Below are 26817 nucleotides of genomic sequence, written 5' to 3'. Positions count from 1 at the left end.
GTAATGTAATGGATAATAAAATCGTATATGTCGTATCTGACTCTGTAGGAGAAACGGCTGATTTGGTTGTTCGAGCAGCAATGGGGCAATTCCCGTTTGCTCCTGATATTAGACGTGTACCGTATGTAGAAGATACAGGGACATTAAAAGAAGTGATTTCGATTGCTAAGAGTAATCAAGCACTTATATGTTTTACGTTAGTTAAGCCTGATATGCGCCAGTATTTAGTAACAGAGGCTGCAAAAGAAGGGGTAGAGGCATACGATATTATCGGCCCTCTTATTGATCAAATTGAAGAAATTACGGGGCAAGTGCCGAGATATGAGCCAGGTGTTGTCCGTAGGTTAGATGAAGAATACTTTAAAAAGATTGAAGCGATTGAGTTTGCTGTGAAGTATGATGACGGCAGAGATGCACGAGGTATTTTAAAAGCAGATATCGTGTTGATTGGTGTTTCGCGTACATCAAAAACACCACTTTCCCAATATTTAGCTCATAACAAACGCTTGAAAGTTGCGAATGTACCACTCGTGCCAGAAGTTGACCCACCTGAAGAACTATATCAAGTGGCAAAAGAAAAATGTTTCGGTTTGAAAATTACGCCAGATAAGTTAAATCATATTCGAAAAGAACGATTAAAATCACTTGGATTAAGTGATGGAGCAACATATGCAAATATTAATCGTATTCAAGAAGAAATTGATCACTTTGAGGAAGTAATTAGTAAAATAAATTGCCAAGTAATCGATGTATCGAATAAAGCGATTGAAGAAACAGCAAATATTATTGTGAATGCAGTGCAAAACCAAAAAATGTTTTAGCACATTTACCAAAGGTGAATGTGCTTTTTTCGCTCATGTGAAATATGATACCTATGGATTTTGTAATAGATTGTAGTGTAATGGTTATACTTATACTCCTTTGTCTTTTAGTATATTCAAGGTGTGAGTTTGTCATCCTGAAATGTAAGATGAAAAAATAAAGGGATATGTAGCGTAGTTGAAGAAAATATATTATAATAAAAAATTGTGATAAAAACCTATATTTTACGTTTAGACTTTAATTTTTCAGAATAAACTAGGGATAGGATTTACGAAAAAGACATGTAATTACGTTAAATCGACAAAATCTATACAAGAAAACGCACATTATGGAAGGATTCACAGAAGGGATGTAGAATACAGAAATATGCAAAACATCAACAACATATTAGTTGGTGTAGATGTATATCCCGTGAAGGCTGAAATTGTGCAAGTTGGAGCGGAATTTCATGTCGGAATTTTGTTTGTCGCATCATATGCTCATCCTTTAAGGAAATAGCAAGGCAATTGGATCATTGTAGATACTGAACAAAATGGAGTTGATTGTTATATGGATCAACATGAAAAAGTTACAGATCTCAAGATCAAACAGTATATGTGGCTTGCTACTCTTCTTGTAAAAAGGTGTATATGTATTGTTTCTAAGAGATACATTTGTAACAGATGAGCAAATGTATACAATTTTATATAGCAAGTATGTATATGCGATTTATGCAGATAAAGGACCTATAGGAAAGGTTCAAAATCGTTTATACAATGTAATCGGCAACACTTTCTAACAAGTTTAGAAAAATATTGTCGAATTATAAAGGAATTTTTTAATTTATATCGAATACAAAATACGACACGGAGATGGAGTTATGGGGAACAGAATTCCCGAAGAAGTTGTTGAACAGATTCGGACATCATCCGATATTGTAGAAGTCATTGGTGAATACGTTCAACTTAGAAAACAGGGGCGTAACTATTTCGGCCTTTGTCCATTTCATGGTGAGAATTCTCCTTCATTCTCTGTTTCATCTGATAAGCAAATTTTTCATTGCTTCGGATGTGGAGAAGGTGGAAATGTATTTTCCTTTCTAATGAAAATGGAAGGACTGGCGTTTACCGAGGCTGTTCAAAAGCTAGGCGAAAGAAATGGAATTGCGGTTGCAGAGTACACATCAGGACAAGGACAACAAGAAGACATATCTGATGACACTGTCATCATGCAACAAGCTCATGAATTATTGAAAAAGTATTATCATCATTTATTAGTAAATACGGAAGAGGGAAATGAAGCACTTTCATATTTATTAAACCGTGGTATTACGAAAGAGATGATTGAGAAGTTTGAAATTGGTTATGCATCACCTGCTTGGGATGCAGCGACGAAAATTTTACAAAAAAGAGGTTTATCGCTGTCTACTATGGAACAAGCTGGCCTTCTAATAAGAAGTGAGAAGGATGGTAGTCATTATGATCGCTTCCGTGGAAGAGTTATGTTCCCGATCTATACGTTACAAGGTAAGGTGATAGCGTTTAGTGGAAGGGCGTTAGGAGATGACACTCCGAAATATTTAAATAGTCCTGAAACACCGATTTTTCACAAAAGTAAATTGTTGTATAACTTCCACCAAGCAAGACCATTTATTAGAAAGCGTGGGCAAGTGGTTCTTTTCGAAGGATATGCCGATGTACTAGCTGCGGTAAAAAGTGGTGTGGAAGAAGCTGTTGCGACAATGGGAACAGCTTTAACTGAAGAACAAGCAAAACTTCTGCGACGTAACGTTGAAACTGTTGTTCTTTGCTATGATGGTGATAAAGCAGGGCGAGAAGCGACGATGAAAGCAGGGCAATTATTGCTAAAAGTTGGTTGCCAAGTGAAAGTCACATCCTTGCCAGATAAGCTTGATCCTGATGAATATGTGCAACAATATGGGACTACTGCTTTTGAAAATCTTGTGAAATCAAGTGTGAGTTTTGTTGGTTTTAAAATAAATTATTTGCGTTTAGGGAAAAATTTGCAAGATGAGTCTGGCAAAGAAGAATATGTGAAAAGTGTTTTAAAAGAGTTATCGTTGTTACAAGATGCGATGCAGGCAGAGTCATATTTGAAGTCATTATCGCAAGAATTTTCGTATTCAATGGAAACACTTTTGAATCAATTGCACCAATATCGCAAAGAACAAAAGGTACAGCAAAAACAAATAAAGCAGGTTGCTAAACCGTCTCAAGTCGTTCAAACAAAACCGAAGTTAACAGGTTTTGAAAGAGCGGAAAGAGAAATTATTTACCATATGTTGCAAAGTGCAGAAGTAGCTGTTCGTATGGAATCCCATATAGAAGATTTTCATACAGAAGAACATAAAGGGATTTTATATGAACTATACGCATATTATGAAAAGGGAAATGAACCTTCAGTCGGAACATTTTTAAGTTGGCTCTCTGATGAAAAGTTGAAAAATATTATCACTGATATTTCGACGGATGAATTTATTAATCCAGAATACACAGAAGAAGTGTTACAAGGCCATTTGGAGACGCTTAGACGGCATCAGGAAAAACTTGAAAAGATGGAGATCATCTTTAAAGTGAAACAAATGGAAAAAACAGATCCTGTAGAGGCTGCTAAATATTATGTAGCATATTTACAAAATCAAAAAGCGAGAAAATAGCTTTTTTGATAAAGTTTTAGTATAATGAATGTTTGTATCTCGCGTAAGGAGGGGAACAGATGGCTGACAAACCAGCTCGTTCTAAACAAATTGAAACTGAAATGACCCTTGAGCAAGTGAAAGAACAACTCACTGAGCTCGGAAAAAAACGTGGCGTTCTTACATATGAAGAGATTGCAGAACGCATGAATGGATTTGAAATTGAATCCGATCAAATGGATGAATACTATGAATATTTAGGTGAACAAGGCATTGACTTAGTTGGTGATAATGACAACGAAGAAGGCCCTAATAATCGCCAAATTTCAAAAACAGAAGAAGAGTTTGACCTCAATGATTTAAGTGTACCACCAGGGGTTAAAATCAACGATCCTGTTCGTATGTATTTAAAAGAAATTGGTCGTGTAGACTTACTATCTGCAGAAGAAGAAATTCGACTTGCAACGCGTATTGAAGAGGGCGATGAAGAAGCGAAACGTCGTCTTGCAGAAGCAAACTTACGTCTTGTAGTAAGTATTGCAAAGCGCTATGTAGGCCGTGGTATGCTTTTCTTAGACTTAATTCAAGAAGGTAATATGGGTCTAATTAAAGCTGTTGAAAAGTTCGATTATCGTAAAGGTTTCAAATTTAGTACGTATGCAACTTGGTGGATTCGCCAAGCTATTACACGTGCCATTGCAGACCAAGCGCGAACAATTCGTATTCCAGTTCATATGGTTGAAACGATTAACAAGTTAATTCGTGTACAACGCCAATTATTACAAGATTTAGGTCGTGAACCGTCTCCTGAAGAGATTGGTGAAGAAATGGATCTTGCTCCAGAAAAAGTACGTGAAATCTTAAAAATTGCACAGGAGCCAGTTTCTCTTGAAACACCAATTGGTGAAGAAGATGACTCCCATTTAGGTGACTTTATTGAAGACCAAGAAGCAACATCGCCTGCGGACCATGCAGCCTATGAATTGCTAAAAGAACAATTAGAAGATGTGTTAGATACGCTAACAGATCGTGAAGAAAATGTTCTACGTCTTCGTTTCGGTTTAGATGATGGACGAACTCGTACGCTTGAAGAAGTTGGGAAAGTATTCGGCGTAACGAGAGAGCGTATCCGTCAAATTGAAGCAAAAGCACTTCGCAAATTAAGACATCCAAGCCGTAGTAAGCGTCTTAAGGATTTCTTAGAATAGGTTATTTTTTAAGTTTACTTCACCATTGTGAAGTAAACTTTTTTATTTTGTTAATTTTTGTTAAAATTTAGCTATCGGCAACGATTACAATTTCTTGTAATTTATTTTACAGAATTGTCTTTTGATTTGCAAATGCTCATTTTTCGATTTTTCGATTAATTTTGTTTATTCTATACAAAAATATATGTAGAAAAGCGAAAAATATGATGAGAAACGTTAATAATTATCGAAATAATAAGCGATATGACAATAAAAAACAATAAACTGAATTTATGGAATATTTTTAACAAGTGGTAGTTTACTCTTTTCTGATAGAGCGTTTTCAAGTACAATGGAAATGACTGAATCATCTAACTATTTAGGGGTATAGAGGGGGGAGAAGAGATATGAAACGTAATCCGCTGATTCCGTTCGCTCTTATTGCAGCATTGGGTATTATCGTTATGTTTGTATTTTCATTTCAGGGGCTAAATAAATCTAAAGAGTTAGCTGATGCAAAAAATGGCGGGAAGCCAGCACAAACGGCATCAAAACCAGAAGATATTGTGAAGCAAAGCTGTACGAGCTGCCATGGTGATCAGTTACAAGGGGCAGTTGGACCTAACTTACAAAAAATTGGTGGGAAACTTTCAAAGGATGAAATTAAAGAAATTCTTTCGAAAGGAAAAGGCAATATGCCTGCCAATATAGTTCCAGCTGATCAAGCCGCTAAAGTAGCTGATTGGTTATCGAAGAAAAAATAAAGTTCCGTATGACAAGCCTTTTGCTTATGCAAAGGGCTTGTTTTTCTATATTTTCTAAAATACGATGAATGATAGAGCAGTGAATTGTTGTTATGGGCTTGCAACAACTACTATAAATTCATTATCATGGAGACAGACTGACAAGAGAAGGAGTAATGGAAATACATGAATGAAGTAAAGCTTTCAAAACGATTAGAAGAAGTTGTACGTGAAATACCAGTAGGATCTACAGTCGCTGATATTGGATCGGATCATGCGTATTTACCGTGTTATACAATTATAAATAATATTGCTACAAAAGCAGTTGCAGGAGAGGTTGTAGATGGACCATTTCGCTCTGCGCAAGCAACTGTAGCTGAAAGTGGTTTACAAGATAAAGTAGATGTGCGTAAAGGGAATGGATTAGCTGTTATCGCACCAGGAGAAGTAGATGTAATTACGGTTGCCGGAATGGGCGGAGCGTTAATTCGTGACATTTTAGAAAGTGGTAAAGAAAAATTAGAAGGTGTAACACGTTTAATTTTACAGCCTAATATTGCAGCGCATCATATTCGTGAATGGTTTATTGAGAATGGTTGGGAGCTTATCCATGAAAAAATCGTAAAAGAAGATGGGAAAATTTACGAAATTTTAGTAGGGGAGCAAGGAAATGTTGCAGCGCCTTACTCTGAAAATAAACAAGCTGAATTGTTTATGGGACCATTTTTAATAACAGAAAAAAGTGAAGCCTTCGTTGAAAAATGGGAAGGAGAATTAAAAAACTTCCAAAATATTTTAAAACAGTTAGAACGTGCGGCTAATTCTGAAGAAACAAAAGCGAAGCGTGGGGAAGTAGAAGCGAAAATGAAAATGATAGGGGAGGTTTTATCATGAGTAAAATTCCAAATGGCCATGAAATTATTTCTTTATTTGAAAGTATGTATCCGAAGCATTTGGCGATGGAAGGAGATAAAATTGGCCTGCAGATTGGAGCGCTTAATAAACCCGTGCGGCACGTATTAATTGCATTAGATGTAACGGAGGAAGTTGTGGAGGAAGCGATTCAATTAGGAGCAAATGTCATTATTGCTCATCATCCTTTAATTTTTAACCCGTTAAAAGCGATTCATACAGATAAAGCGTACGGAAGAATTATTGAAACGTGTATTAAAAATGATATTGCAATCTATGCAGCGCATACAAATGTGGATGTTGCTAAGGGCGGGGTAAATGATTTACTTGCTGAGGCGTTAGGATTGCAAAATACAGAAGTTTTGGCACCGACATATGCAGAAGAAATGAAAAAAGTTGTTGTGTTTGTGCCAGTCACTCATGCAGAAGAAGTAAGGAAAGCATTAGGAGACGCAGGTGCTGGTCATATCGGCAATTATAGCCACTGTACGTTTAGTAGCGAGGGTACAGGCACATTTGTACCTCAAGAGGGGACAAATCCTTATATCGGGGAAACTGGACAGTTAGAACGTGTAGAAGAAGTGCGAATCGAAACGATTATTCCAGCTTCATTACAGCGGAAAGTGATTAAAGCAATGGTAACGGCGCACCCTTATGAAGAAGTAGCATACGATGTGTATCCGCTTGATAATAAAGGTGAAACGTTAGGCCTAGGAAAAATAGGATACTTACAAGAAGAAATGACGCTTGGTCAATTTGCAGAACATGTGAAACAATCATTAGACGTGAAGGGCGCAAGAGTTGTCGGTAAGTTAGACGATAAAGTGCGTAAAGTAGCTGTACTTGGTGGAGATGGTAATAAATATATAAACCAAGCGAAATTTAAAGGAGCAGATGTATATGTAACTGGTGACATGTACTATCATGTTGCTCATGATGCGATGATGCTCGGTTTAAATATAGTTGACCCAGGACATAATGTTGAAAAAGTAATGAAACAAGGTGTACAAAAGCAATTACAAGAAAAAGTGGATGCAAAGAAACTCAATGTACACATTCATGCTTCGCAGTTACATACAGATCCATTTATATTTGTATAAGAAAAATAAAAACCGTTGCTCATGCAAGCAACGGTTTTTATTATTGTTCTTTTTTCACTTTCACGCGAGGTAATATTTTTTGTAACGGTACTTTTCGAACTCTTTCCCATGTAGCGGGATTCATTGGGTTATATTGCTCTAAGAAAGCGATAACTTCTTTCGTAATTGGCGTTGGAGTAGAAGCACCTGCTGTAACAGCTACGTTTTCTACACCTTGTAGCCACTCTAATTGAATTTCGCTTACATCAGCAACTCGATATGCTTTTGTACCCGCGATTTCTTGTGATACTTGTGCTAAGCGATTTGAATTGTTACTTTTCGGATCACCAACAACAATTGTTAAGTCTGCAACATCAGCTTGTTTAGCGACAGCTTCTTGGCGAACTTGAGTTGCTAAACAAATTTCTTTATGGAATTCTGCTGTTGGGAATTTTTTTTGAATGTCCTCCATTAAATGTTGAACATCCCATTGACTCATCGTTGTTTGATTTGTTACTAAAATTTTATCTGTTGGGATTTCTAATGTTTTTAAATCATCGGCTCTTTCGATAAGGTGAACGATGTCAGGTGCAATACCAACTGCGCCTTCTGGCTCTGGATGATTTTTTTTACCGATATAAATGACATGATACCCTTCCGCTTTCTTAGCTTCGATAAGGTCATGCGTCTTGGTAACATCTGGGCAAGTAGCATCGATTGTTGTTAAACCTTTTTCTTTTGCGCGTTGTTTAACTTCTGGAGAAACACCGTGTGCAGTGAAAATAACAGTACCAGAATCAATTTTATCTAAAATTTCTAAGCGACTTGGACCGTCTAATGTGATGATTCCATCTTCTTCAAAAGCGTCTGTAACATGTTTATTGTGAACAATCATACCTAAAATATAAATGGGTCTCGGCAATGATTTATCTAATGCGGCGTTACGTGCAATTACCATTGCATCGACAACACCGTAGCAATAACCACGGGGGGAAATTTTAACAATTTTCATATGAGTAATCCTCTCCTTCTAAACAAGGGATACTTTTGTGCATAGTCTTTTACATTATAAAGGAGGAGTGGATAGAAAACAAAGGATTGTTACACATATAGTTTTGGTTTTGTTGCTGTTTGTTGAACTGGTTCTTTCGGTAACTCTTTTTCTATTACAGGTTCAATCACTATTTTCTTTCGTTTTCGTTTCTTTTTTTGAGGTGCAGGAGGCGGACTTTCTACCTCAACTGGCTCTGTTACATTTTCCGTTTGATTTTCTTCCGTGCTTTTTCCAGAGGTGAGGATTTTAACAATGCTTGGTAGACTACGCATAATAGGACCATACTGTTCGACGACAGGACCTACAGATTGAACGACTTGGGATACTTTTTCGATGTTATTTATCATATTAGTTGGATTCGAAATTAAGTTCGAAAAAAAACTGCCGATGCCACTGCTTGCTGTTGCCGCAGTTGTAGTTGTAGTTGCGCCGCCGCGCGTTTCATTTGATTCATACATTTGAGGCGGTATCATTTGCTCAGGATGTTGCTGCATGTATGGTTGATATTGTGGATGTTGCTGCGGATATTGTTGCTGGTATTGCTGCGGATATTGCTGATGATATTGCGGCGGTGGTGGTTGCTGATGCATCATTGGTTGCCCTTCCATTTGTCGGTAAGGTGGAACCATTTGCATAAACGGCTCGGTTGGATCGTGTTTTTTAAAAAGCTTAGCAAGAAAACCTTTCTTTTTTTGTGCCATTGGTGGTAGTTGTGGAATTGGATATGGTGTATAAGGTTGCTGCCCTGGATTCGGATACATTTGCCTTGTAGGGGATTTCGGAAACATGTGAGAAATCCTCCTTTCTTCAGTTAGGTATATACACATACAATATGCAATAAAAGGGAAGAAGGTTAGTTTTTGAAGTGAAAACCTAAACTAAAGATGGATTTACTTGTAGATTTCGATATAATGTAGACTTGACTGATTTGTGCGCGCAGTAGAAATTTTAGAAAGAAGGTGTAACTTATGACACAACAAACTTTTACACAGTATGATTTTAAACCATTTTTAATAGATGCAGTTCGTGAACTACGCTTTACAGAGCCGACAGGAATTCAGCAGAAAATTTTCCCAGTCGTGAAAAAAGGTGTAAGTGTAATTGGACAATCCCAAACAGGTTCTGGGAAAACACATGCATACTTACTTCCTACATTAAACAGAATTAATGCAAGTCGTGAAGAAGTACAACTTGTTATTACAGCGCCTACTCGTGAGTTAGCACAACAAATTTACGAAGAAATCGTGAAATTAACAAAGTTTTGTGCGGAAGACCAAATGATTACAGCACGTTGTTTAATTGGTGGAACTGATAAACAACGTTCAATTGAGAAATTGAAAAAACAACCTCATATCGTAGTTGGGACACCAGGACGTATTAAAGACTTAGTTGAAGAACAAGCATTATTTGTTCATAAAGCAAATACGATTATTGTCGATGAAGCAGACTTAATGCTTGATATGGGATTCATTCATGATGTAGACAAAATTGCAGCACGCATGCCTAAAAACTTGCAAATGTTAGTTTTCTCTGCAACAATTCCTCAAAAACTAAAACCGTTTCTGAAGAAATATATGGAGAATCCAGAGCATATTCATATCAATCCAAAACAAGTTGCAGCTGGAAACATTGAACACTATTTAGTGCCTTCTAAACATCGTAATAAAATTGATTTAGTGCATAAAATGCTACTTCAATTTAAACCGTATTTAGCAGTTGTTTTCACGAATACGAAAAAGATGGCAGACCAAGTTGCTGATGGATTAATGGAACGTGGCTTAAAAGTTGGACGAATTCACGGGGATTTATCACCACGTGATCGTAAAAAAATGATGAAACAAATTCGTGACCTTGAATTCCAATATATTGTTGCGACTGATTTAGCAGCACGTGGTATTGATATTGAAGGGATTAGCCATGTTATTAACTATGAGCTACCATCAGATTTAGATTTCTTCGTTCACCGCGTTGGAAGAACAGCACGTGCGGGGCATTCTGGTATTGCAGTGACGATTTATGATCCAGCAAACGAAGAAGCGTTAGATAGCTTAGAAAAACAACGTCATATCGAGTTTAAACATGTAGATTTACGTGGAGATGAGTGGGCAGATTTAGGTGAGCGTCGTCGTCGTAAGAGCCGTAAAAAACCAAATGACGAACTTGATGTTATGGCAACGAAAGTTATTAAAAAACCGAAAAAAGTAAAACCAAACTATAAACGTAAACTTGCAACAGAACGTGACAAAGTGAAGAGAAAATATAGCAATAAAAAAAGATAAGGGGTTTCCCTTATCTTTTTTTAATCCCGCTAATTTAAATGAAGAGTATAGTCTGTCTAAATAGTCATATGAATTTGTGTAGTGCGTCTTTTGTGAACAAACAATTCACTACATATTTCTACAAATTATGCTATCATTATATCTATTGTATATTGAAGAGGTGATTGTATGTTAAAGATTGGATCTCATGTTTCCATGAGTGGTAAGAAAATGTTATTAGCAGCAAGTGAAGAGGCTGTTTCATACGGTGCAACAACGTTTATGATTTATACAGGTGCACCGCAAAATACACGAAGAAAACCAATTGAAGAATTGAACATAGAAGCAGGAAGAAAACATATGGAGCTGAACGGAATTGAGGAAATTATCGTCCATGCGCCGTATATTATTAATGTTGGGAATACGACGAAGCCAGAAACATTCCAATTAGGCGTAGACTTTCTTCGCATGGAAATTGAAAGAACATCGGCATTAGGTGTAGCGAAACAAATTGTTCTTCACCCAGGAGCGCACGTTGGTGCTGGAGCAGATGCTGGTATTCAACAAATTATTAAAGGGCTTAATGAAGTATTAACGCCAGAACAGACGGTTAACATTGCGTTAGAGACGATGGCAGGAAAAGGAACAGAATGCGGTCGTAGCTTTGAAGAAATTGCAAAGATTATTGATGGTGTAAAATATAATGAAAAGCTATCTGTATGCTTTGATACGTGTCATACGCACGATGCAGGATATGATATTGTAAATGACTTTGACGGCGTATTAAACGAATTTGATAAGATCGTTGGTATAGATCGTTTACAAGTACTTCATATTAATGATAGTAAAAATGTACGCGGAGCAGGAAAAGACCGTCATGAAAACATTGGATTTGGTCACATTGGGTATAAAGCATTGCATCACATTGTACATCATCCACAGTTAATGCATGTACCAAAAATTCTTGAAACACCGTATGTAGGGGAAGATAAAAAAGATAAGAAGCCACCATACAAATTGGAAATCGAAATGCTGAAAAACGGCACTTTTGATGAAGGGCTTCTTGAAAAAATTAAAGCGCAATAAGGAGGGGGAAATCCCCTCCTTATTTTAGTAGTTGCTGAAATAATGTATTTACTTGTTGGGCAGTGGCAGGGGAAGTTACTTTTGCGATTTGTTTTAAAAGCTCTAGTCGCTCGTTGTTATCGTAAATATTAATATTTTTACCCTTCATAAGTAAAACGATTTGATCAGCTTGTGCGGCTGTAATGGGAACTTCATATTCTTTGCTATATTTTAATAGCTCTTTTGTAGAAATATGATTTAATTTTTTATTAACAATTTGTTTAATGAGGTTCATCTTATTATCCTCCTTCACGCGTTCTTCTATCGAAATATATGAGCATATAGCTTGTACATATTCGTGTGGAGTTTCTTTTTCATGAGGAAAAGAAGCGTATGTTATAATATAAGGACAAAACTACAGAAAAAGAGTAAAGGGAGGACTTATGGAGCAAAAGCAACATCGAAAAGAAAGTGTTATTCATCTCATTTATCGTTTAGTTATGATTATTTTTGGAGCAGCATGCGCGGCGGTAGCAATTGAACTATTTTTAATGCCAAATAAAATTATTGATGGTGGAATTATTGGTATTTCTCTTATATTAGATTATCTTACTCCTAACATTTGGTGGTTAAGTTTTTCTACTTTAGTCGTTGTTCTCAATATCCCATTTATGTATTCCGGTTATAAGCAAATTGGAAAAACATTTATGTTATCTTCGACATTTGGTATTGTAGCGTTAGCTTTCATTGAGTCAACGTTACATGCGGTACCACCATTTACAACAGAACCTATTTTAGCGACAGTGTTTGGTGGTCTTATTTTAGGTCTTGGTGTAGGACTTGTAATTCGTCATGGTGGATCGCTAGATGGAACTGAAATTATGGGGATTTTATTAACGAAGAAATTACCATTCTCTGTTGGTGAATTCGTAATGTTTGTGAACTTATTTATTTTTGCATGGGCAGCATTTGTGTTTGGTGTGGAACAAGCGATGTATTCTGTTATGACGTACTATATCGCATTTAAAACAATCGATACAGTAATTCAAGGGCTAGATGAAACGAAGGCGGTTTTAATTGTATCTGATCAATATGAGGAAGTATCAAACGCGATTTTGCATCGTCTTGGCCGTGGAACTACAAAGCTTGTAGCGAAAGGTGGTTACACGGATAAAGAAAAAGAAGTTATTTATGCAGTTGTAACGCGTCTAGAAGTGACGAAGTTAAAATCAATTGTGCATGAAATTGATGAAAATGCATTTGTTACGATTATGAGCACGCAAGAGACAAATGGTGGTAAGTTTAAATCGGCTATTCACTAAAAAGTTTATAGGAATATTTTTCGGAAGCAGAGAATTTTTCTCTGCTTTTTGTTATAATAGTAAGGTTTCTTGAAAAAATAGATATATTTTAGGCAGATTGGTTTACAACTATAATAAGCTGTACTATAATTCAAATAGATATAAATCGGAATCATTCTGAATTAAAATAGGTGAGATGCTATGAATAATATATTAGAAATTGAAGGTTTAACATTCCGATATGAAGATCGGAATGTGTTAGAAAATATTAATTTGCAAGTTCCGAAGGGAGCTTTTTTAGGTTTAGTGGGACCGAATGGTTCAGGTAAATCAACTTTACTTAAGTGTTTATTAGGTGTTTTAAAGCCAAAAGAAGGAAGCATTCGCGTGTTTGGCGTTGATAGTAAGAAGTTTAAGGAATGGAACAAAGTTGGTTATGTATCCCAAAAGGCAAATAGTTTCAATTCTGGTTTTCCAGCAACTGTTTCTGAAGTTGTGTCAATGGGACTTGTTTCGAAAAAAGGGCTTTTTCGCTTTTTCACAAAAGAGGATAAGAAAAAGGTAGAAAAAGCAATTGCTGATGTAGGGATGAGTGAGTTTCAAGGTCGTAACATTGGAGAGCTTTCTGGTGGACAGCAACAGCGTGTATTTATTGCTCGTGCGCTCGTTAGTGATCCTGAATTGCTTATTTTGGACGAGCCTACTGTTGGAATCGATGTGAAAAATGTGGAAAGTTTTTACGAAATATTAGAGGATTTAAACAAAAGGCTCGGGATCACATTAATTCTTGTTACTCATGATATGGGAGCTGTTACTGAAAAAGTAACACATGTTGCATGCCTAAACCAACATCTACATTTCCATGGAAATGTAGAGAAGTTCCGAGAGTTAGAAGATGCAGAAATGTCCGTCTTATATGGACATCATGTTCATCGTTTAGAACACGAACATGAGCATCACGGGAGGATATAATGATACAAGATTTTTTACAATATGACTTTTTACGTAATTCTTTATACGCTGGTATTTTAATTGGACTTGTTGCACCGCTAATTGGTGTGTTTGTTGTTATTCGTCGTTTATCTCTTATTGCGGATGCATTAAGTCACGTGACGTTATCGGGTATTGCAGCAAGTTTATTACTTGAAAAAACCATTTTTACAGGTGGATTTTTAAACCCCTTATATATGGGGATGATTTTCTCGATTGGTGGAGCGCTACTAATCGAAAAGTTACGAACTGTATATAAGCACTATCAAGAATTAGCAATTCCAATTATCCTTTCGGCAGGGATGGGGGTTGGAGTTATTTTCATTTCACTTGCAAATGGATTTAACACAGACTTATTTAGTTATTTATTTGGTAGTGTCAGTGCTGTAACAAGTACAGATTTAATTATTATTGGGATTGTAGCAATTGTTGTTGTTGCGACAATTATTTTATTATATAAAGAGCTGTTTCTATTATCATTTGATGAGGAATACGCAGTATCAACTGGTTTAAGAGCGAAATGGATTCACTTTATTTTCATTATATTAGTTGCTCTTGTCATTGCAGTATCAATGCGTGTAGTGGGGGTTCTTCTTGTATCATCATTAATGACGTTACCAGTTGCAGCAAGTATTCGTATTGCTAAAGGATTTAAACAAACAATTTTCTTTTCCATTTTATTTGGTGAAATTGCAGTAATTGGTGGAATGTTTGCTTCGTATCAACTTGATCTAGCGCCAGGTGGTACAATTGTTATGATAGCAGTTCTTATTTTAATCGGTGCGATTTTATGGAAGAAGAAAAAAACTGCATAAAGTAGGGATAGGTATGAATCTAACAGAAGCTTTACGCCTAATGAAAGAAAAAGGATACAAACATACTGGAAAAAGAGAAGAGATGCTCAGATTATTTGCAGCACATAATCGTTATTTAACTGCGAAAGACGTTTTAGAGCATATGAAGGACGATTATCCAGGGCTTAGTTTTGATACGATTTATCGTAACTTAACAGTTTTTGCTGAGATTGGTGTTTTAGAACAAACGGAATTAAATGGTGAAAAACATTTTCGTTTTACTTGTTCTATTATGGAACATCATCATCATTTTATTTGTTTGGATTGTGGGGGAACGAAAGAGATTACTTCCTGCCCAATGGATTTTATGAATAAAGATTTTACTGGTTATGAAGTAACGGGTCATAAGTTTGAAATATATGGTCGTTGTCCAAAATGTGCAAAGTAAAAGCTCGTCGGTTATATAACTGACGAGCTTTTTTACGTAGAAAAGAAGGTTGCTCACAAATATTGTGGCAACCTTCTTTTTATTGTTCTTGTGTCTCTTTTTCTTTTTCTCGTTCAGCAGCCATTTCAGCAGCAATTACGTCAATTTCTTTTTTCAGTTCTTCTACCATTGTTTCTTCTGGCACTTTACGAACGACTTGCCCTTTACGGAATAATAATCCCTCTCCACGTGCACCGGCAATACCGATATCAGCTTCACGAGCTTCACCAGGGCCATTTACAGCGCAACCAAGTACTGCAACTTTAATTGGTACTTGAAGTGTAGAGATGTATTCTTCCACTTCGTTAGCAATGCTAATTAAATCGATTTCAATACGACCACAAGTTGGACAAGAGATAAGTGTTGCTGCATTAGACGCAAGACCGAATGATTTTAATAATTCGCGAGCAACTTTTACCTCTTCAACTGGATCAGCACTTAATGAAATACGTAGTGTATTTCCGATGCCTTTATTTAAGATTGCTCCAAGACCAGCAGCACTTTTTACAGTTCCGGCAAACAATGTTCCAGATTCTGTAATACCTAAATGTAATGGATAATCAAAAGCACGAGCAGCTTTCTCGTATGCTTCGATTGCTAAGTTAACATCAGAGGCTTTCATAGATACGATAATATCGTGGAAATCTAAGTCCTCTAAAATTTTAATATGATGTAGCGCGCTCTCAACCATACCATCTGCAGTTGGGTACCCGTACTTTTCTAAAATGTGTCGCTCTAATGAACCAGCGTTTACACCGATACGGATTGGAATACCGCGCTCTTTTGCTGCATTTACAACAGCTTCTACTTTATGGCGACGACCAATATTACCTGGATTGATACGTACTTTATCGATGCCACCTTCAATTGCTTTTAAAGCAAGGCGATAATCAAAATGAATATCAGCAACAAGTGGAATGTTGATTTGTTTTTTTATATCAGCAATAGCATCTGCTGCGCGTTCATCTGGAACGGCAACGCGGACGACTTGACAGCCGGCTTCTTCTAAACGCTTGATTTCAGCAACTGTTGCTTCAACATCATGTGTTTTTGTTGTTGTCATACTTTGTATAATTAATTCATTATTACCGCCGATTGTTAAATTACCGACTTTAACTGGACGTGTTTTTGTACGATGAGTCATTTCATTCACGAATAGATCGCTCTCCTTATAAAAGAAGTTTCTTATTTAGTCCCTCATATCAATGATAGTATACGTGATATAGGGCTATAGAAACCGAAGTACTCGGTTTCACTTTTACTATTGTATCAGCGCCTTTATGTAATTGACAAGGATTAAGTGATAGCTTATTGATATAACGGGAATTTATAAGACTTTCCAATTTGTATTTTTGTAGCAGATGTACTTTTGTTTAATTGTTTAAAGTCGTCAATGACTTTTTCTATGGAAGGAATTTTTTTCTTGTTAATTTGTTCTGTAATAGAAAGAACTGTCTCACCAGTTTTTACTTCAATTGTTTTATAAGATACATCCGTTTCTTTTTCTGTTTTGTTCGCTTTATTTTGTTGACTGTCTGTGTTTTCTTTTTTAATTGTTTGAGCAGCAGTTGTTTTTTTATATGAACTTAACATCGGTAAAGTACCGATTTTTATATCGTAATAAAATATATAACCGAGAACAAGCACGAATAGGAATATACCTAATCTCTTCATATTCTTCACTCCTTTGCTAGGAATATATGCTTGTCCAAAAAAAAAATGCCTATTTAGGCATTTTTTTTCGTTCTTATTTTTCTTTCGGTTTTGGAACTTCTTTAATTGTTAAGTACAGAACAATTAAAACAACTGCGATATAGATGAATGTTGATCCAGGTACGACAATCTTGCATGCATCCATAATCATAAAGAAGATTGTTGGAATTGTGTAGCTGTATGCAGTTAGTGTCCAAACTTGTTTATAGGATAGTTTACGTTGACCGCTCATAGCAGAACCGATGAACGCAAGTAAAGTCACGCCTACAAAAGTTATGAATAATTGGAATAGGTACACTAAGAATCCAATAACAAATAATAAAATTGGATAAATATTATCGAATAAAGAAATAAATTCTTGTAGATCTTTTTTCTCAAGAGATGCACCTAACAAATCGTTATAAGAATACGTTTGTGTTTGACCATTTCCCATAGAGACTACTTTATCTTTTAAAACAAATAAACCTGTTTTATTTTGATATTTTTCTAGGTCTGTTGAATTTGGATCAAATACGAAAAGTGTATTTCCTTCTTCTTTTTCAATAGGTTGATCAATATCAGCTTTTAGTTCGCCATTTTCGATTTTAAAATCAGGTAAATCTTTATCGATGACTTGATTTACCATGCCAACACCATCCTGGATAAAACTACCGTACAAAAAAGTTCTTGGAATAGTAGTAATTAAGCAAAGTAGCATAATATACAAAATGGTTTTACCGATTTTTTGAAAACGGAATAGCGCCATATCTTTAGGCGAGTATATGCTTTTTACGAATTGGGTAAATATGGACATAGATTCACTTCCTTTATGTATGTATAAAATCATTGTAACGTAGGAATCTAGAGAATCTCAAGATATATTATATTTACATATAGTGGAGATAACTAAATTTCTTCTATTAACTTTCTTCTTTTAAATAAGAAAAATACAATTGACACTTTTCTTTTCTATATGGTAAATTTATCTTACATTTCTTAAAGAGCATATCCGATAGGAATTCCTTTATTTGATATGTTGTTACATACATAATTTTGGACCCTTAGCTCAGCTGGTTAGAGCAGACGGCTCATAACCGTCCGGTCGTAGGTTCGAGTCCTACAGGGTCCATATCCATTTCGCATGTTTATTATGTTAGCAGGAAGCTTCCTTGTAGAAGGAAGCTTTTTTTACGGAATATATGAGCATTTTAATTGAAAAGAAGTGGGAATTTTGCTACTTTAATGATAGCAAGACAATGTGATTTATTTGTTTGCACCCTATGGCAATTAGGGTAGAATGAAGTTGTATGTCACTTAAGTGGCAATACATAAACTGGGAGGAATATAACAATGGCAAAACACGAATTACCAAATTTACCTTATGCGTATGATGCTTTAGAGCCTCACTTTGACAAAGAAACAATGAACATCCATCATACAAAACATCACAACACGTACATTACAAACTTAAACGCTGCTTTAGAAGGTCATGCAGAATTAGCTGACAAAAGCGTAGAAGAATTAGTTGCAAACTTAAACGAAGTACCAGAAGCAATCCGTACAGCAGTACGTAACAATGGTGGCGGACATGCTAACCATACATTCTTCTGGACAATCCTATCTCCAAACGGCGGAGGACAACCTGTAGGTGAACTTGCAACTGCAATTGAAGCAAAATTCGGTAGCTTCGATGCATTCAAAGAAGAATTCGCAAAAGCTGGCGCAACTCGCTTCGGTTCTGGTTGGGCTTGGTTAGTAGTAAACAATGGTGAGTTAGAAGTAACAAGCACTCCAAACCAAGATTCTCCTTTAACTGAAGGTAAAACTCCAGTTATCGGTTTAGATGTTTGGGAGCATGCTTACTACTTAAACTACCAAAACCGTCGTCCAGACTACATCGGCGCATTCTGGAACGTTGTAGATTGGAACGCTGCTGAAAAACGTTACCAAGAAGCAAAATAATCGTAATAATATAGAAAAAGCTAGGGGAGAGCTCCTAGCTTTTTTCTATGCTTTCCTTTTACATAATTGGGCTTGTCTTTGGAAGACTAGAACATGAAGTAAAGGAGAGTTGTGTATGAAATGGAAACATATAATTGGTGACGTTGAAGTGAATCGGGATTTAGTGTTATTGCTCCTTATAGGAGGTTTATACACGCTCGCAATTTCTTTATCGAATACGTTTGTAAATATTTATTTATGGAAACAAACACAAAATTATGTGAATCTTGGCTTGTATAATTTAGCCAGCGTGGTATTACAGCCTCTCACATTTCTTGTAGGGGGAAAATTAGCGAAACGTATCGATCGTTCGATTTTATTACGAATAGGAGTAGGGACGCTCGCAATTTTTTTTATTGTTGTCTTAGTAGCAGGGAAAAGTGCTTCTCAGTATATTTTATTAATGGGGGCTCTTTTAGGAGTAGGATACGGTTTTTACTGGTTGGCTTTTAACTTATTGACATTTGAAATTACAGAACCAGAAACAAGAGATTTCTTTAATGGGTTTCTTGGACTTCTTACATCCTTCTCTGGAATGATTGGACCAATAGCAGCAGGATACACAATTTCACGTATGGAGAAATGGAGTGGCTATACTGTTATATTCTTTCTTTCATTAGTTCTATTTGCAATTGCTGTCGTCTTAAGCTTCTTTTTATCTAAAAGAGAATGTGAAGGGCGTTATGAAATCGTGCAAGTATTGAAAGAACGACGGATTGATAAAAATTGGGGAAAGATTACACGAGCTCATTTTTTTCAAGGATTGAGAGAAGGAACATTTATTTTTGTCATTTCAGTATATGTTTATTTAGCAACTAATAGTGAGTTTGCATTAGGGAAATACAGTTTAGTGAACTCTGCTGTATCCTTTGTATGTTATTACTTAGTTGCTCGTATGTTAAAGAAGGAGTGGCGAAAAAAAGCAATTTTACTTGGAGGCATTATTTTATATGCTGTCGTCTTTTTAGTTATTTTCAATGTTACATACACGAAATTACTTATTTATGCGGCATGTATTGCAATTGCATATCCTATTTTACTTGTTCCGTACGGATCAATGACATATGACGTAATTGGTAGAGCGAAAAATGCGAGAGAATGGCGTGTGGAATATGTCGTTGTTCGGGAGCTGTGGTTAAACGCCGGAAGAATCTGTTCCATTTTAAGTTTTTTATGTGCTGTACTATTCTTTCCACCTGAAAAAAGTTTACCTTACTTATTATGTATTTTAGGTGCTGGACATTTTCTTATTTATTTTGCAGTTAAAAATGTCAAATATGATGAGGGAAATGCGAGTAAAGCAAGTGTTGTAACGCAAGGGAACGCGCAAAACCAAACTGAACCAGAAGGTTAACTTCTCGTTTGTTTTATGCTAGAATAGAAAAAGATGTAAGACAGCAGTGAGGACACCTGTATGAAGGTGTCCCTTTCACATTACATAGCTGTTGGTAGAGGGGGTTTGTATGAGCAAGAAGCAGAAGCAAAATAAGAAAAAGACCCACGTTCCTTTTCGGTTAAACGTGCTGTTTTTCTGCGTGTTTTTAATGTTCTCCGCTGTTATTGTAAGGCTCGGATATGTACAAATTGTTCGCGGTGAAGAATATAAGAATGAAGTGGAGAAGAAAGAAAACTCAACGATAAGTAATCCTGTACCGCGTGGGAAAATATTTGACCGTTATGGGCGACCTGTAGTAGATAATGCAGCCATTCGTACTATTACATTTACAAAAATGAAAGGATCAACTGCAGAAGATCGCTTAGAAACAGCGAAAAAGCTAGCAGATTTGATTGAAGTACCGACAGATAAATTAACGGATCGCGATAAAAAAGATTATTGGCTTGCTATGCATAAAGAGGAAGCTAAAGAAAAAATTACGAATAAAGATCGTCAAGAGTTTAAAGATAAAAAAATTGATGATAAAGAATTAGACGAGCGCCAGCGAAGTCGTGTAACAGAAGAAGAGATTAATCAATTATCCGCAAAAGATCTAGAAATACTAGCGATTAAGAGTAAGATGGATGGCGGATATGCAATGACACCTCAAGTTCTTAAGAAAAATGCAACAGATGAAGAATATGCGATTATTAGTGAAAATTTAGCGCAATTACCGGGAGTAGATACAAGTGTTGATTGGGAACGAAAATATGCATATGATGGTGATTTGTTCCGAAGTGTACTTGGTGGTGTAACAACTTCTGACGAAGGTTTACCGAGAGAAAGACTAGATTACTATCTTGTTCGTGATTATAACCGAAATGACCGAGTAGGGAAAAGTTATCTTGAACAACAGTATGAAGATAGTCTGCACGGTACGAAAGCAGAAGTTAGAAATGTTACAGATAAAAACGGTAATATTTTAGAAACGATTAATGTATCAAAAGGACAAAGCGGTAATGACTTGAACTTAACAATTGATATGGAATTACAAAAGCGCGTGGAAGATATTCTTGCGAAGAATTTAATGAGGTTTAAAGGAAGCGAACCTCTTTTAGATCGCGCATTCGTTGTAATGATGAACCCAAAAAATGGTGAAGTTTTATCTATGGCGGGGAAACAATTAGTTAACGAAGATGGCCAAACGAAAGTAAATGACTTTGCATTAGGTACCATGACAAGTTCTTATCCGATGGGATCAACTGTAAAAGGTGCAACAGTACTTACTGGATATCAAACTGGTGCGATTCAACCAGGGGCAGTACAATTGGATGAACCAATTAAATTAAAAGGTACACCTACGAAGTCGTCTTGGAAAACGATGGGATACATTAATGACCTGACAGCTTTAAAAATGTCTTCTAACGTTTATATGTTTAAAACAGCGATGAATATCGCCGGTGTTCAGTATGTGAGAGGTGGTACGTTAGATATACCTCAAAAAGCATTTGATACGATGCGTTATTATTTCGGACAGTTTGGACTTGGTGTAAAAACAGGAATTGATTTACCGAATGAATCTGCTGGTCAGATGGGTAGAAGTAGTCAACCAGGTTTCTTACTAGATTTATCAATTGGACAGTATGATACGTATACACCACTTCAATTAGCGCAATATATTTCGACGATTGCCAATGGCGGATATCGTATGCAACCACAAGTTGTAAAAGAAATTCGTCAACCGGCAGTGAAACCGGATGAAGTTGGGAAAGTTGTTCAATCTATGGAACCGAAAGTATTAAATCGTGTTGATATGCCAGAATCGCAAATTAAACGTGTTCAAGAAGGATTTAGACAAGTTTATAATGATTCAGGTGGTACAGCTACAAAATACTTTACAGGTGCAAAATATAAAGCGGCAGGGAAGACAGGTACCGCGCAAACTGTGTATGGCGGAGATAAAGAGATTGGTAGAAAGGCAAACGGTGAACGTGTGGAAACATATAACTTAACATTAGTAGGTTATGCGCCACTTGAAGATCCAGAAGTAGCATTCTCTGTTGTCGTTCCGTGGGTACATGATGATAAGACTGGTATTAATGGATATATTGGTCGTGAAATTATGGACGCTTACTTTGATTTGAAAAACAAAGAAGTAAATGGTGAAGCTCCAAAAGATGATAAAGACAATAAAAATAAAGAGCAAGATGATGAATAAAAAAGTTGTAAAAAAGCACACTATCTGAAAAGATAGTGTGCTTTTTTTTATGGTTTATGCATATCGTGTAATAAATGTGGACAAGTATACAACATTGAAAAAAACGCGGCCGTATAAATGATACTTGTATATGGTGGGATAGGGGATAAATATTTTATAGGGAAATCATCAGAGGAAATGAATAGCTACTACTGAATTAAAATTGTACCGTATGTTGATTTATGTGGAACTTTACAAAACTTTTACAAACAATTAAAACCGAATTAATAGTTTAGCAGTATTCTTATATCTGTAATCCTGTTATTTCCGGTTACTTCTAGGAGGAAGAACACGTGAAATGGATGCGTACACCGATTAAAGTTTTCGTATTATCAATATGGTTCCTCTGTTTTGAAATGTCTACTGCATTTGCTTTAAATGATACGGGAGAAGTGAGAGTTGATGGATCCTCAACGGTTTTTCCTATTATAGAAGCAGTAGCGGAGGAATATACAAAGGTGCATCCAGACGTGAAAATTTCCATCAGTATTTCTGGAACTGGGGGAGGATTTAATCGTTTCAGTAAAGGAGAAGTAGATATAAATAATGCTTCGAGAGTAATGAAACAAGTCGAGAAAAATGAAATGAAGAAAAACTCTATTCAGTTCACACCTTTTGAGGTTGCTAACGACGGTCTTACGATTGTTGTGAATCGCCATAATACATGGGTAGACGATATGTCAGTAGACGAGTTACGACTACTTTGGAGTGAAGATGGAAGAGAGAAGCGATGGTCACAAATTCATTCAACATGGCCACGTGAACAAGTGAAGTTTTATGCACCAGGCGTAGACTCTGGTACGTATGATTATTTTCAAAATGTCATCTTACAAAATCATCGCATTGTAAAAAAAGTCTCTTTGTCTGAAGATGATCAAGTTATTATGCAAGGGGTAATGAATGATAAACATGCCATTGCTTTTGTAGGATATGCTTATTATATGGCTAATCGAGATAAGGTGAAAGCAATAAAAGTAAATGGTGTATTTCCGACGAAAGAGACCATTCAATCAGGTAAGTATAAGCCGTTATCTAGGCCACTACTTACTTATGTGAATAATGCATCTATCCGAAATAAAATGAATGTAGCAAACTATGTTGAGTTTATGATTCAGCATGTTGGTAACCTCGCTGAAGAGGTCGGGTATGTAAAATTAAGAAAAGAAAAATACAATGAACAGCTGCGTATGTTAACAGAAATAAAAAGGTAATGTCAGGGTGGAAAGGGGTTTTCATCTTTGGCTCATAATGACAAAAGTCAAATTACATTTTCTGTACAACATTTGATTGAAAGAAATACAAAACAAAGAAAAAAAACGCAGCGAATCAATCGAATAGTGCCTTTATTACTAAAAATAATTGCTAGCGTTTCTATTGTGACGACACTTGGCATTGTTTTTACGCTCTCTAATGAAACAATCATGTTTTTTCAAAAAATATCATTATACTCCTTTTTGACGGAGAAAGAATGGTTACCATTTTTTGAAGACCCTAAATTCGGTATATTACCACTTATATGTGGAACGTTCCTTGTAACAGCAATTGCTATGTTTGTAGCAATTCCTATCGGTTTAGCGTGTGCCGTATTTTTAAGCGAATATGCTTCAAATAGTGCACGGAAAATATTAAAGCCGATGTTAGAGCTATTAGCAGGTATCCCGACAATTGTATATGGTTTTTTTGCATTAACAGTTGTTACACCGCTTTTACAAAGGATTATACCAGATTTACAGTTTTTTAATGCGATTAGTCCAGGAATCGTTATCGGATTTATGATGATGCCTACAATTGCATCTCTATCTGAAGATGCGATGAGAGCTGTGGCGAAAGGGACGAAAGAAGCTTCATTAGCACTCGGAGCGACGCGGTTTGAAATGGTAAAACAAGTGGTGTTTCCGTCCGCTTTTACAGGGATTATGGCAGCAATTATATTAGCAGCTTCTCGTGCGATTGGTGAAACGATGATTGTTGTAATTGCAGCAGGATCCACACCAAATGTATCGCTTGATCCGACACATTCTATTCAAACGTTAACAGCCTATATTGTGCAAGTAAGTTTAGGTGATGCTCCGCATGGAACGATTACGTATTACAGCATGTATGCTGTAGGCGCAACGTTATTTTTGTTTACCTTTATTATGAACATCATTTCGCAGTCAATTATGCGCCGTTTTAGGAGGATGACATAATATGCGAATGTTGAATCATAAAAAAATACAAAAAAATATGGCATCACGCTTTTTAAAAGATCGAATTTACAAATTGTTATTTTATATAGCAATTTTATTTTCAATCGTAATTTTGTTTTTGTTACTGTTTCAAATTGTTGAAAAAGGTATAAGTTATCTTTCAATAGATTTCTTTACAAATTTCGCTTCACGTAATCCGAAAGAAGCTGGTATTGCTGCAGCTTTGTCAGGGACAATATTATTTATGAGTATTGTTATACCTGTTTCTTTTATATTTGGAGTTGGAACAGCACTTTATTTAGAGCAATATGCGAAGGAATCTCTATTTAAAAAAATAATAGAGATTAATAATCAAACGTTAGCAGGAGTACCATCTGTTGTATTTGGATTGCTTGGTTTAACTATTTTTGTATATGCTCTTCATTTAGGAGAGAGTATAGTTGCAGCAGCATTGACGATGAGTCTACTCGTTTTACCAACAGTTGTTGTGGCGAGTCAAGAAGCAATTCGATCAGTACCAAGTGTTTTATTAGAGGGTTCTTACGGATTAGGTGCTACGAAGTGGCAAACGATGTATCAAATTGTATTGCCATATGCTTTCCCAGGGATTATAACGGGCTGTACGTTAGCGATATCAAGAGCAATTGGAGAGGCTGCACCACTATTAGTTATTGGGGCACTTGCGTTTGCAAATTATGTTCCATTTAGTATGTTTGATAGATTTACAGTTCTACCAATTCAAATTTTTAATTGGATGAGTAGGCCACAAGAAGAATTTCAGTATGTAGCAGCAGCTGGGATGATTGTTTTGTTAGGTTTGTTGCTATTTATCAATATATTTGTTTTATGGTTACGAAATCGAAAATAAGTTGGAAGTGGATGAAAGGGGAATTCAAATGGTAGCAACAGTAGTAAATGTACAGGTGAAAAACGAAGAGAAAATCGAGACTGCGCCAAAGAAGGTAGTATTTGATACGAAAAACTTAAATTTATGGTACGGGGAAGACCATGCTTTAAAAGATATTAATTTAAGTATTCATGAGAATGAAGTTACAGCCATTATCGGTCCAAGTGGCTGTGGTAAATCAACTTACTTAAAAACATTAAATCGCATGGTAGAGTTAGTACCGATCGTTCGAACTACAGGTGTAATTGAGTATAGAGAACGCAATATATTTGATAAATCATATCCAGTTGAAGAATTAAGAACGCATGTAGGAATGGTGTTCCAAAAGCCAAATCCATTTCCAAAATCTATTTATGAGAATGTAACATACGGTCCAAAAATCCATGGTATTCGTGACAAAAAGACATTAGATGAAATTGTTGAAAAAAGTTTACGTGGAGCAGCGATTTGGGATGAGTTAAAAGATCGTTTGCACGATAATGCATACGGTTTATCTGGTGGACAGCAACAGCGTCTATGCATCGCACGCTGCTTAGCTATTGAGCCAGACGTTATTTTAATGGATGAGCCAACATCGGCATTAGACCCAATTTCAACATTAAAAGTAGAAGAATTGATTCAAGAGCTAAAGAAAGATTTTAGTATTGTTATCGTAACGCATAATATGCAACAAGCAGCGCGTATTTCAGACAAAACAGCTTTCTTCTTAAGCGGGGAAGTTGTGGAGTATACAGATACAAACAAATTATTTACGACTCCTTCAGATAAGCGTACAGAAGATTATATTACAGGTCGCTTTGGTTGATATCGTTTCAAAGCTAAGAGCAAATGCCCTCTTAACAGAGGGCATTTCTTATTTTATCTTACTGTTAATAAAGAAGTAATACTTCTCCTTATCTTAAGGTTTATTACAAGCGTAAGAGGCTATGTAGGAGATTTACCCCGCTATTTGCGGGCAGTAAGACCCCCACCTTAAAATTTAGCGAATGCAAAGAAGTTAGGGAGGGGATCTTGCTGCCTATCAAATCCCGATTGATGAGGGTTGATTAAAGTTTCACTTTTATATAAT

26 protein-coding genes and 1 tRNA gene are annotated in these 26817 nt (G+C 36.1%); 21 read left to right on the top strand and 6 right to left on the bottom strand.

Going from position 1 to position 26817, the window contains the following annotated elements; genetic code table 11:
- Positions 1–8 precede the first annotated feature (8 nt).
- From NST90_RS20300 to NST90_RS20270, 7 genes are all read left to right on the top strand, one after another.
- Positions 9–821: a pyruvate, water dikinase regulatory protein gene (locus tag NST90_RS20300; RefSeq protein WP_000368944.1), complete on the top strand. Its 813-nt coding sequence runs from the start codon at positions 9–11 to the stop codon at positions 819–821.
- Positions 822–1456: 635 nt separating this feature from the next.
- On the top strand, positions 1457–1600 hold the full coding sequence (locus NST90_RS20295) for a hypothetical protein (RefSeq protein ID WP_000479733.1): 144 nt from the start codon (positions 1457–1459) through the stop codon (positions 1598–1600).
- Positions 1601–1681: 81 nt separating this feature from the next.
- On the top strand, positions 1682–3478 hold the full coding sequence (gene dnaG, locus NST90_RS20290; protein ID WP_000528223.1) for a DNA primase: 1797 nt from the start codon (positions 1682–1684) through the stop codon (positions 3476–3478).
- Between the two features lie 59 nt (positions 3479–3537).
- On the top strand, positions 3538–4665 hold the full coding sequence (rpoD, locus tag NST90_RS20285; RefSeq protein WP_000764065.1) for an RNA polymerase sigma factor RpoD: 1128 nt from the start codon (positions 3538–3540) through the stop codon (positions 4663–4665).
- 386 nt (positions 4666–5051) lie between these two features.
- Entirely contained in the window at positions 5052–5408 is a 357-nt protein-coding gene (gene cccA, locus NST90_RS20280) for a cytochrome c550 (protein ID WP_000828141.1), read from the top strand.
- Positions 5409–5573: 165 nt separating this feature from the next.
- Positions 5574–6281, top strand: coding sequence for a tRNA (adenine(22)-N(1))-methyltransferase TrmK (locus NST90_RS20275; RefSeq protein WP_001006538.1), 708 nt, complete (start codon positions 5574–5576; stop codon positions 6279–6281).
- Entirely contained in the window at positions 6278–7399 is a 1122-nt protein-coding gene (locus tag NST90_RS20270) for a Nif3-like dinuclear metal center hexameric protein (protein ID WP_000036246.1), read from the top strand. Before NST90_RS20275 ends, NST90_RS20270 begins: the two co-directional genes overlap by 4 nt.
- A gap of 40 nt (positions 7400–7439) precedes the next feature.
- Here NST90_RS20270 and NST90_RS20265 read toward each other — a convergent pair whose 3' ends face one another.
- The gene (locus NST90_RS20265) at positions 7440–8390 is read right to left on the bottom strand and encodes a 4-hydroxy-3-methylbut-2-enyl diphosphate reductase (protein WP_000706662.1); all 951 of its coding nucleotides are present in this window, start codon (positions 8388–8390) and stop codon (positions 7440–7442) included.
- Between the two features lie 89 nt (positions 8391–8479).
- The gene (locus NST90_RS20260; protein ID WP_000484164.1) at positions 8480–9220 is read right to left on the bottom strand and encodes a YqfQ family protein; all 741 of its coding nucleotides are present in this window, start codon (positions 9218–9220) and stop codon (positions 8480–8482) included.
- 180 nt (positions 9221–9400) lie between these two features.
- Here NST90_RS20260 and NST90_RS20255 point away from each other — a divergent pair, with 180 nt between their 5' ends.
- Both NST90_RS20255 and NST90_RS20250 read left to right on the top strand, forming a co-directional pair.
- On the top strand, positions 9401–10711 hold the full coding sequence (locus NST90_RS20255) for a DEAD/DEAH box helicase (RefSeq protein ID WP_000194017.1): 1311 nt from the start codon (positions 9401–9403) through the stop codon (positions 10709–10711).
- Positions 10712–10879: 168 nt separating this feature from the next.
- A complete protein-coding gene (locus NST90_RS20250) occupies positions 10880–11776 on the top strand; it encodes a deoxyribonuclease IV (RefSeq protein WP_000912460.1) in 897 nt (298 codons plus the stop codon).
- 19 nt (positions 11777–11795) lie between these two features.
- On the opposite strand, the gene NST90_RS20245 is transcribed toward NST90_RS20250, so the two are convergent.
- On the bottom strand, positions 11796–12050 hold the full coding sequence (locus NST90_RS20245; protein WP_001048954.1) for a DUF2624 domain-containing protein: 255 nt from the start codon (positions 12048–12050) through the stop codon (positions 11796–11798).
- A gap of 148 nt (positions 12051–12198) precedes the next feature.
- Between NST90_RS20245 and NST90_RS20240 the strand changes: the two genes are divergently transcribed.
- From NST90_RS20240 to NST90_RS20225, 4 genes are all read left to right on the top strand, one after another.
- A complete protein-coding gene (locus NST90_RS20240; protein WP_000435963.1) occupies positions 12199–13077 on the top strand; it encodes a YitT family protein in 879 nt (292 codons plus the stop codon).
- Between the two features lie 180 nt (positions 13078–13257).
- Entirely contained in the window at positions 13258–14028 is a 771-nt protein-coding gene (locus NST90_RS20235) for a metal ABC transporter ATP-binding protein (protein ID WP_001059662.1), read from the top strand.
- Positions 14028–14861 (top strand): metal ABC transporter permease, encoded by an 834-nt coding sequence (locus tag NST90_RS20230; RefSeq protein ID WP_000613815.1) that lies wholly within the window; start codon positions 14028–14030, stop codon positions 14859–14861. Before NST90_RS20235 ends, NST90_RS20230 begins: the two co-directional genes overlap by 1 nt.
- A gap of 13 nt (positions 14862–14874) precedes the next feature.
- Positions 14875–15288: a Fur family transcriptional regulator gene (locus NST90_RS20225; protein WP_001054516.1), complete on the top strand. Its 414-nt coding sequence runs from the start codon at positions 14875–14877 to the stop codon at positions 15286–15288.
- 79 nt (positions 15289–15367) lie between these two features.
- On the opposite strand, the gene ispG is transcribed toward NST90_RS20225, so the two are convergent.
- The 3 genes from ispG to yqgB form a co-directional block, all read right to left on the bottom strand.
- Positions 15368–16471, bottom strand: coding sequence for a flavodoxin-dependent (E)-4-hydroxy-3-methylbut-2-enyl-diphosphate synthase (gene ispG / locus NST90_RS20220; protein WP_153577907.1), 1104 nt, complete (start codon positions 16469–16471; stop codon positions 15368–15370).
- Between the two features lie 164 nt (positions 16472–16635).
- On the bottom strand, positions 16636–17001 hold the full coding sequence (gene yqfZ / locus NST90_RS20215) for a protein YqfZ (protein ID WP_000825414.1): 366 nt from the start codon (positions 16999–17001) through the stop codon (positions 16636–16638).
- 73 nt (positions 17002–17074) lie between these two features.
- Entirely contained in the window at positions 17075–17833 is a 759-nt protein-coding gene (gene yqgB, locus NST90_RS20210) for a protein YqgB (RefSeq protein ID WP_000021897.1), read from the bottom strand.
- Positions 17834–18074: 241 nt separating this feature from the next.
- Between yqgB and NST90_RS20205 the strand changes: the two genes are divergently transcribed.
- The 8 genes from NST90_RS20205 to pstB all read left to right on the top strand — a co-directional run bounded on the left by NST90_RS20205 (position 18075) and on the right by pstB (position 26553).
- Positions 18075–18148, top strand: a tRNA-Ile gene (locus NST90_RS20205).
- A 221-nt stretch (positions 18149–18369) separates the two neighbouring features.
- Positions 18370–18981 carry a superoxide dismutase [Mn] gene (gene sodA / locus NST90_RS20200; protein ID WP_001052031.1) on the top strand — a complete coding sequence of 204 codons (612 nt, stop codon included), beginning with the start codon at positions 18370–18372 and terminating at the stop codon, positions 18979–18981.
- Between the two features lie 115 nt (positions 18982–19096).
- Positions 19097–20374, top strand: a complete 1278-nt coding sequence (locus tag NST90_RS20195) for an MFS transporter (RefSeq protein ID WP_000871384.1) — start codon at positions 19097–19099, stop codon at positions 20372–20374.
- A gap of 109 nt (positions 20375–20483) precedes the next feature.
- On the top strand, positions 20484–22613 hold the full coding sequence (locus tag NST90_RS20190; protein WP_000038987.1) for a penicillin-binding protein 2: 2130 nt from the start codon (positions 20484–20486) through the stop codon (positions 22611–22613).
- A 332-nt stretch (positions 22614–22945) separates the two neighbouring features.
- On the top strand, positions 22946–23863 hold the full coding sequence (locus NST90_RS20185) for a PstS family phosphate ABC transporter substrate-binding protein (protein ID WP_000871830.1): 918 nt from the start codon (positions 22946–22948) through the stop codon (positions 23861–23863).
- 27 nt (positions 23864–23890) lie between these two features.
- Positions 23891–24841: a phosphate ABC transporter permease subunit PstC gene (gene pstC / locus NST90_RS20180; RefSeq protein WP_000940918.1), complete on the top strand. Its 951-nt coding sequence runs from the start codon at positions 23891–23893 to the stop codon at positions 24839–24841.
- 1 nt (position 24842) lies between these two features.
- The gene (gene pstA / locus NST90_RS20175) at positions 24843–25709 is read left to right on the top strand and encodes a phosphate ABC transporter permease PstA (protein WP_001242557.1); all 867 of its coding nucleotides are present in this window, start codon (positions 24843–24845) and stop codon (positions 25707–25709) included.
- Between the two features lie 28 nt (positions 25710–25737).
- Positions 25738–26553, top strand: a complete 816-nt coding sequence (gene pstB / locus NST90_RS20170) for a phosphate ABC transporter ATP-binding protein (protein ID WP_000226686.1) — start codon at positions 25738–25740, stop codon at positions 26551–26553.
- Positions 26554–26817: the final 264 nt, after the last annotated feature.

Source organism: Bacillus sp. FSL E2-8900, assembly GCF_037966225.1.
GTDB lineage: Bacteria > Bacillota > Bacilli > Bacillales > Bacillaceae_G > Bacillus_A > Bacillus_A cereus.
The sequence above is the reverse complement of the archived record's forward strand: the minus strand, read 5'-3'. Positions and strand labels throughout refer to the sequence as shown.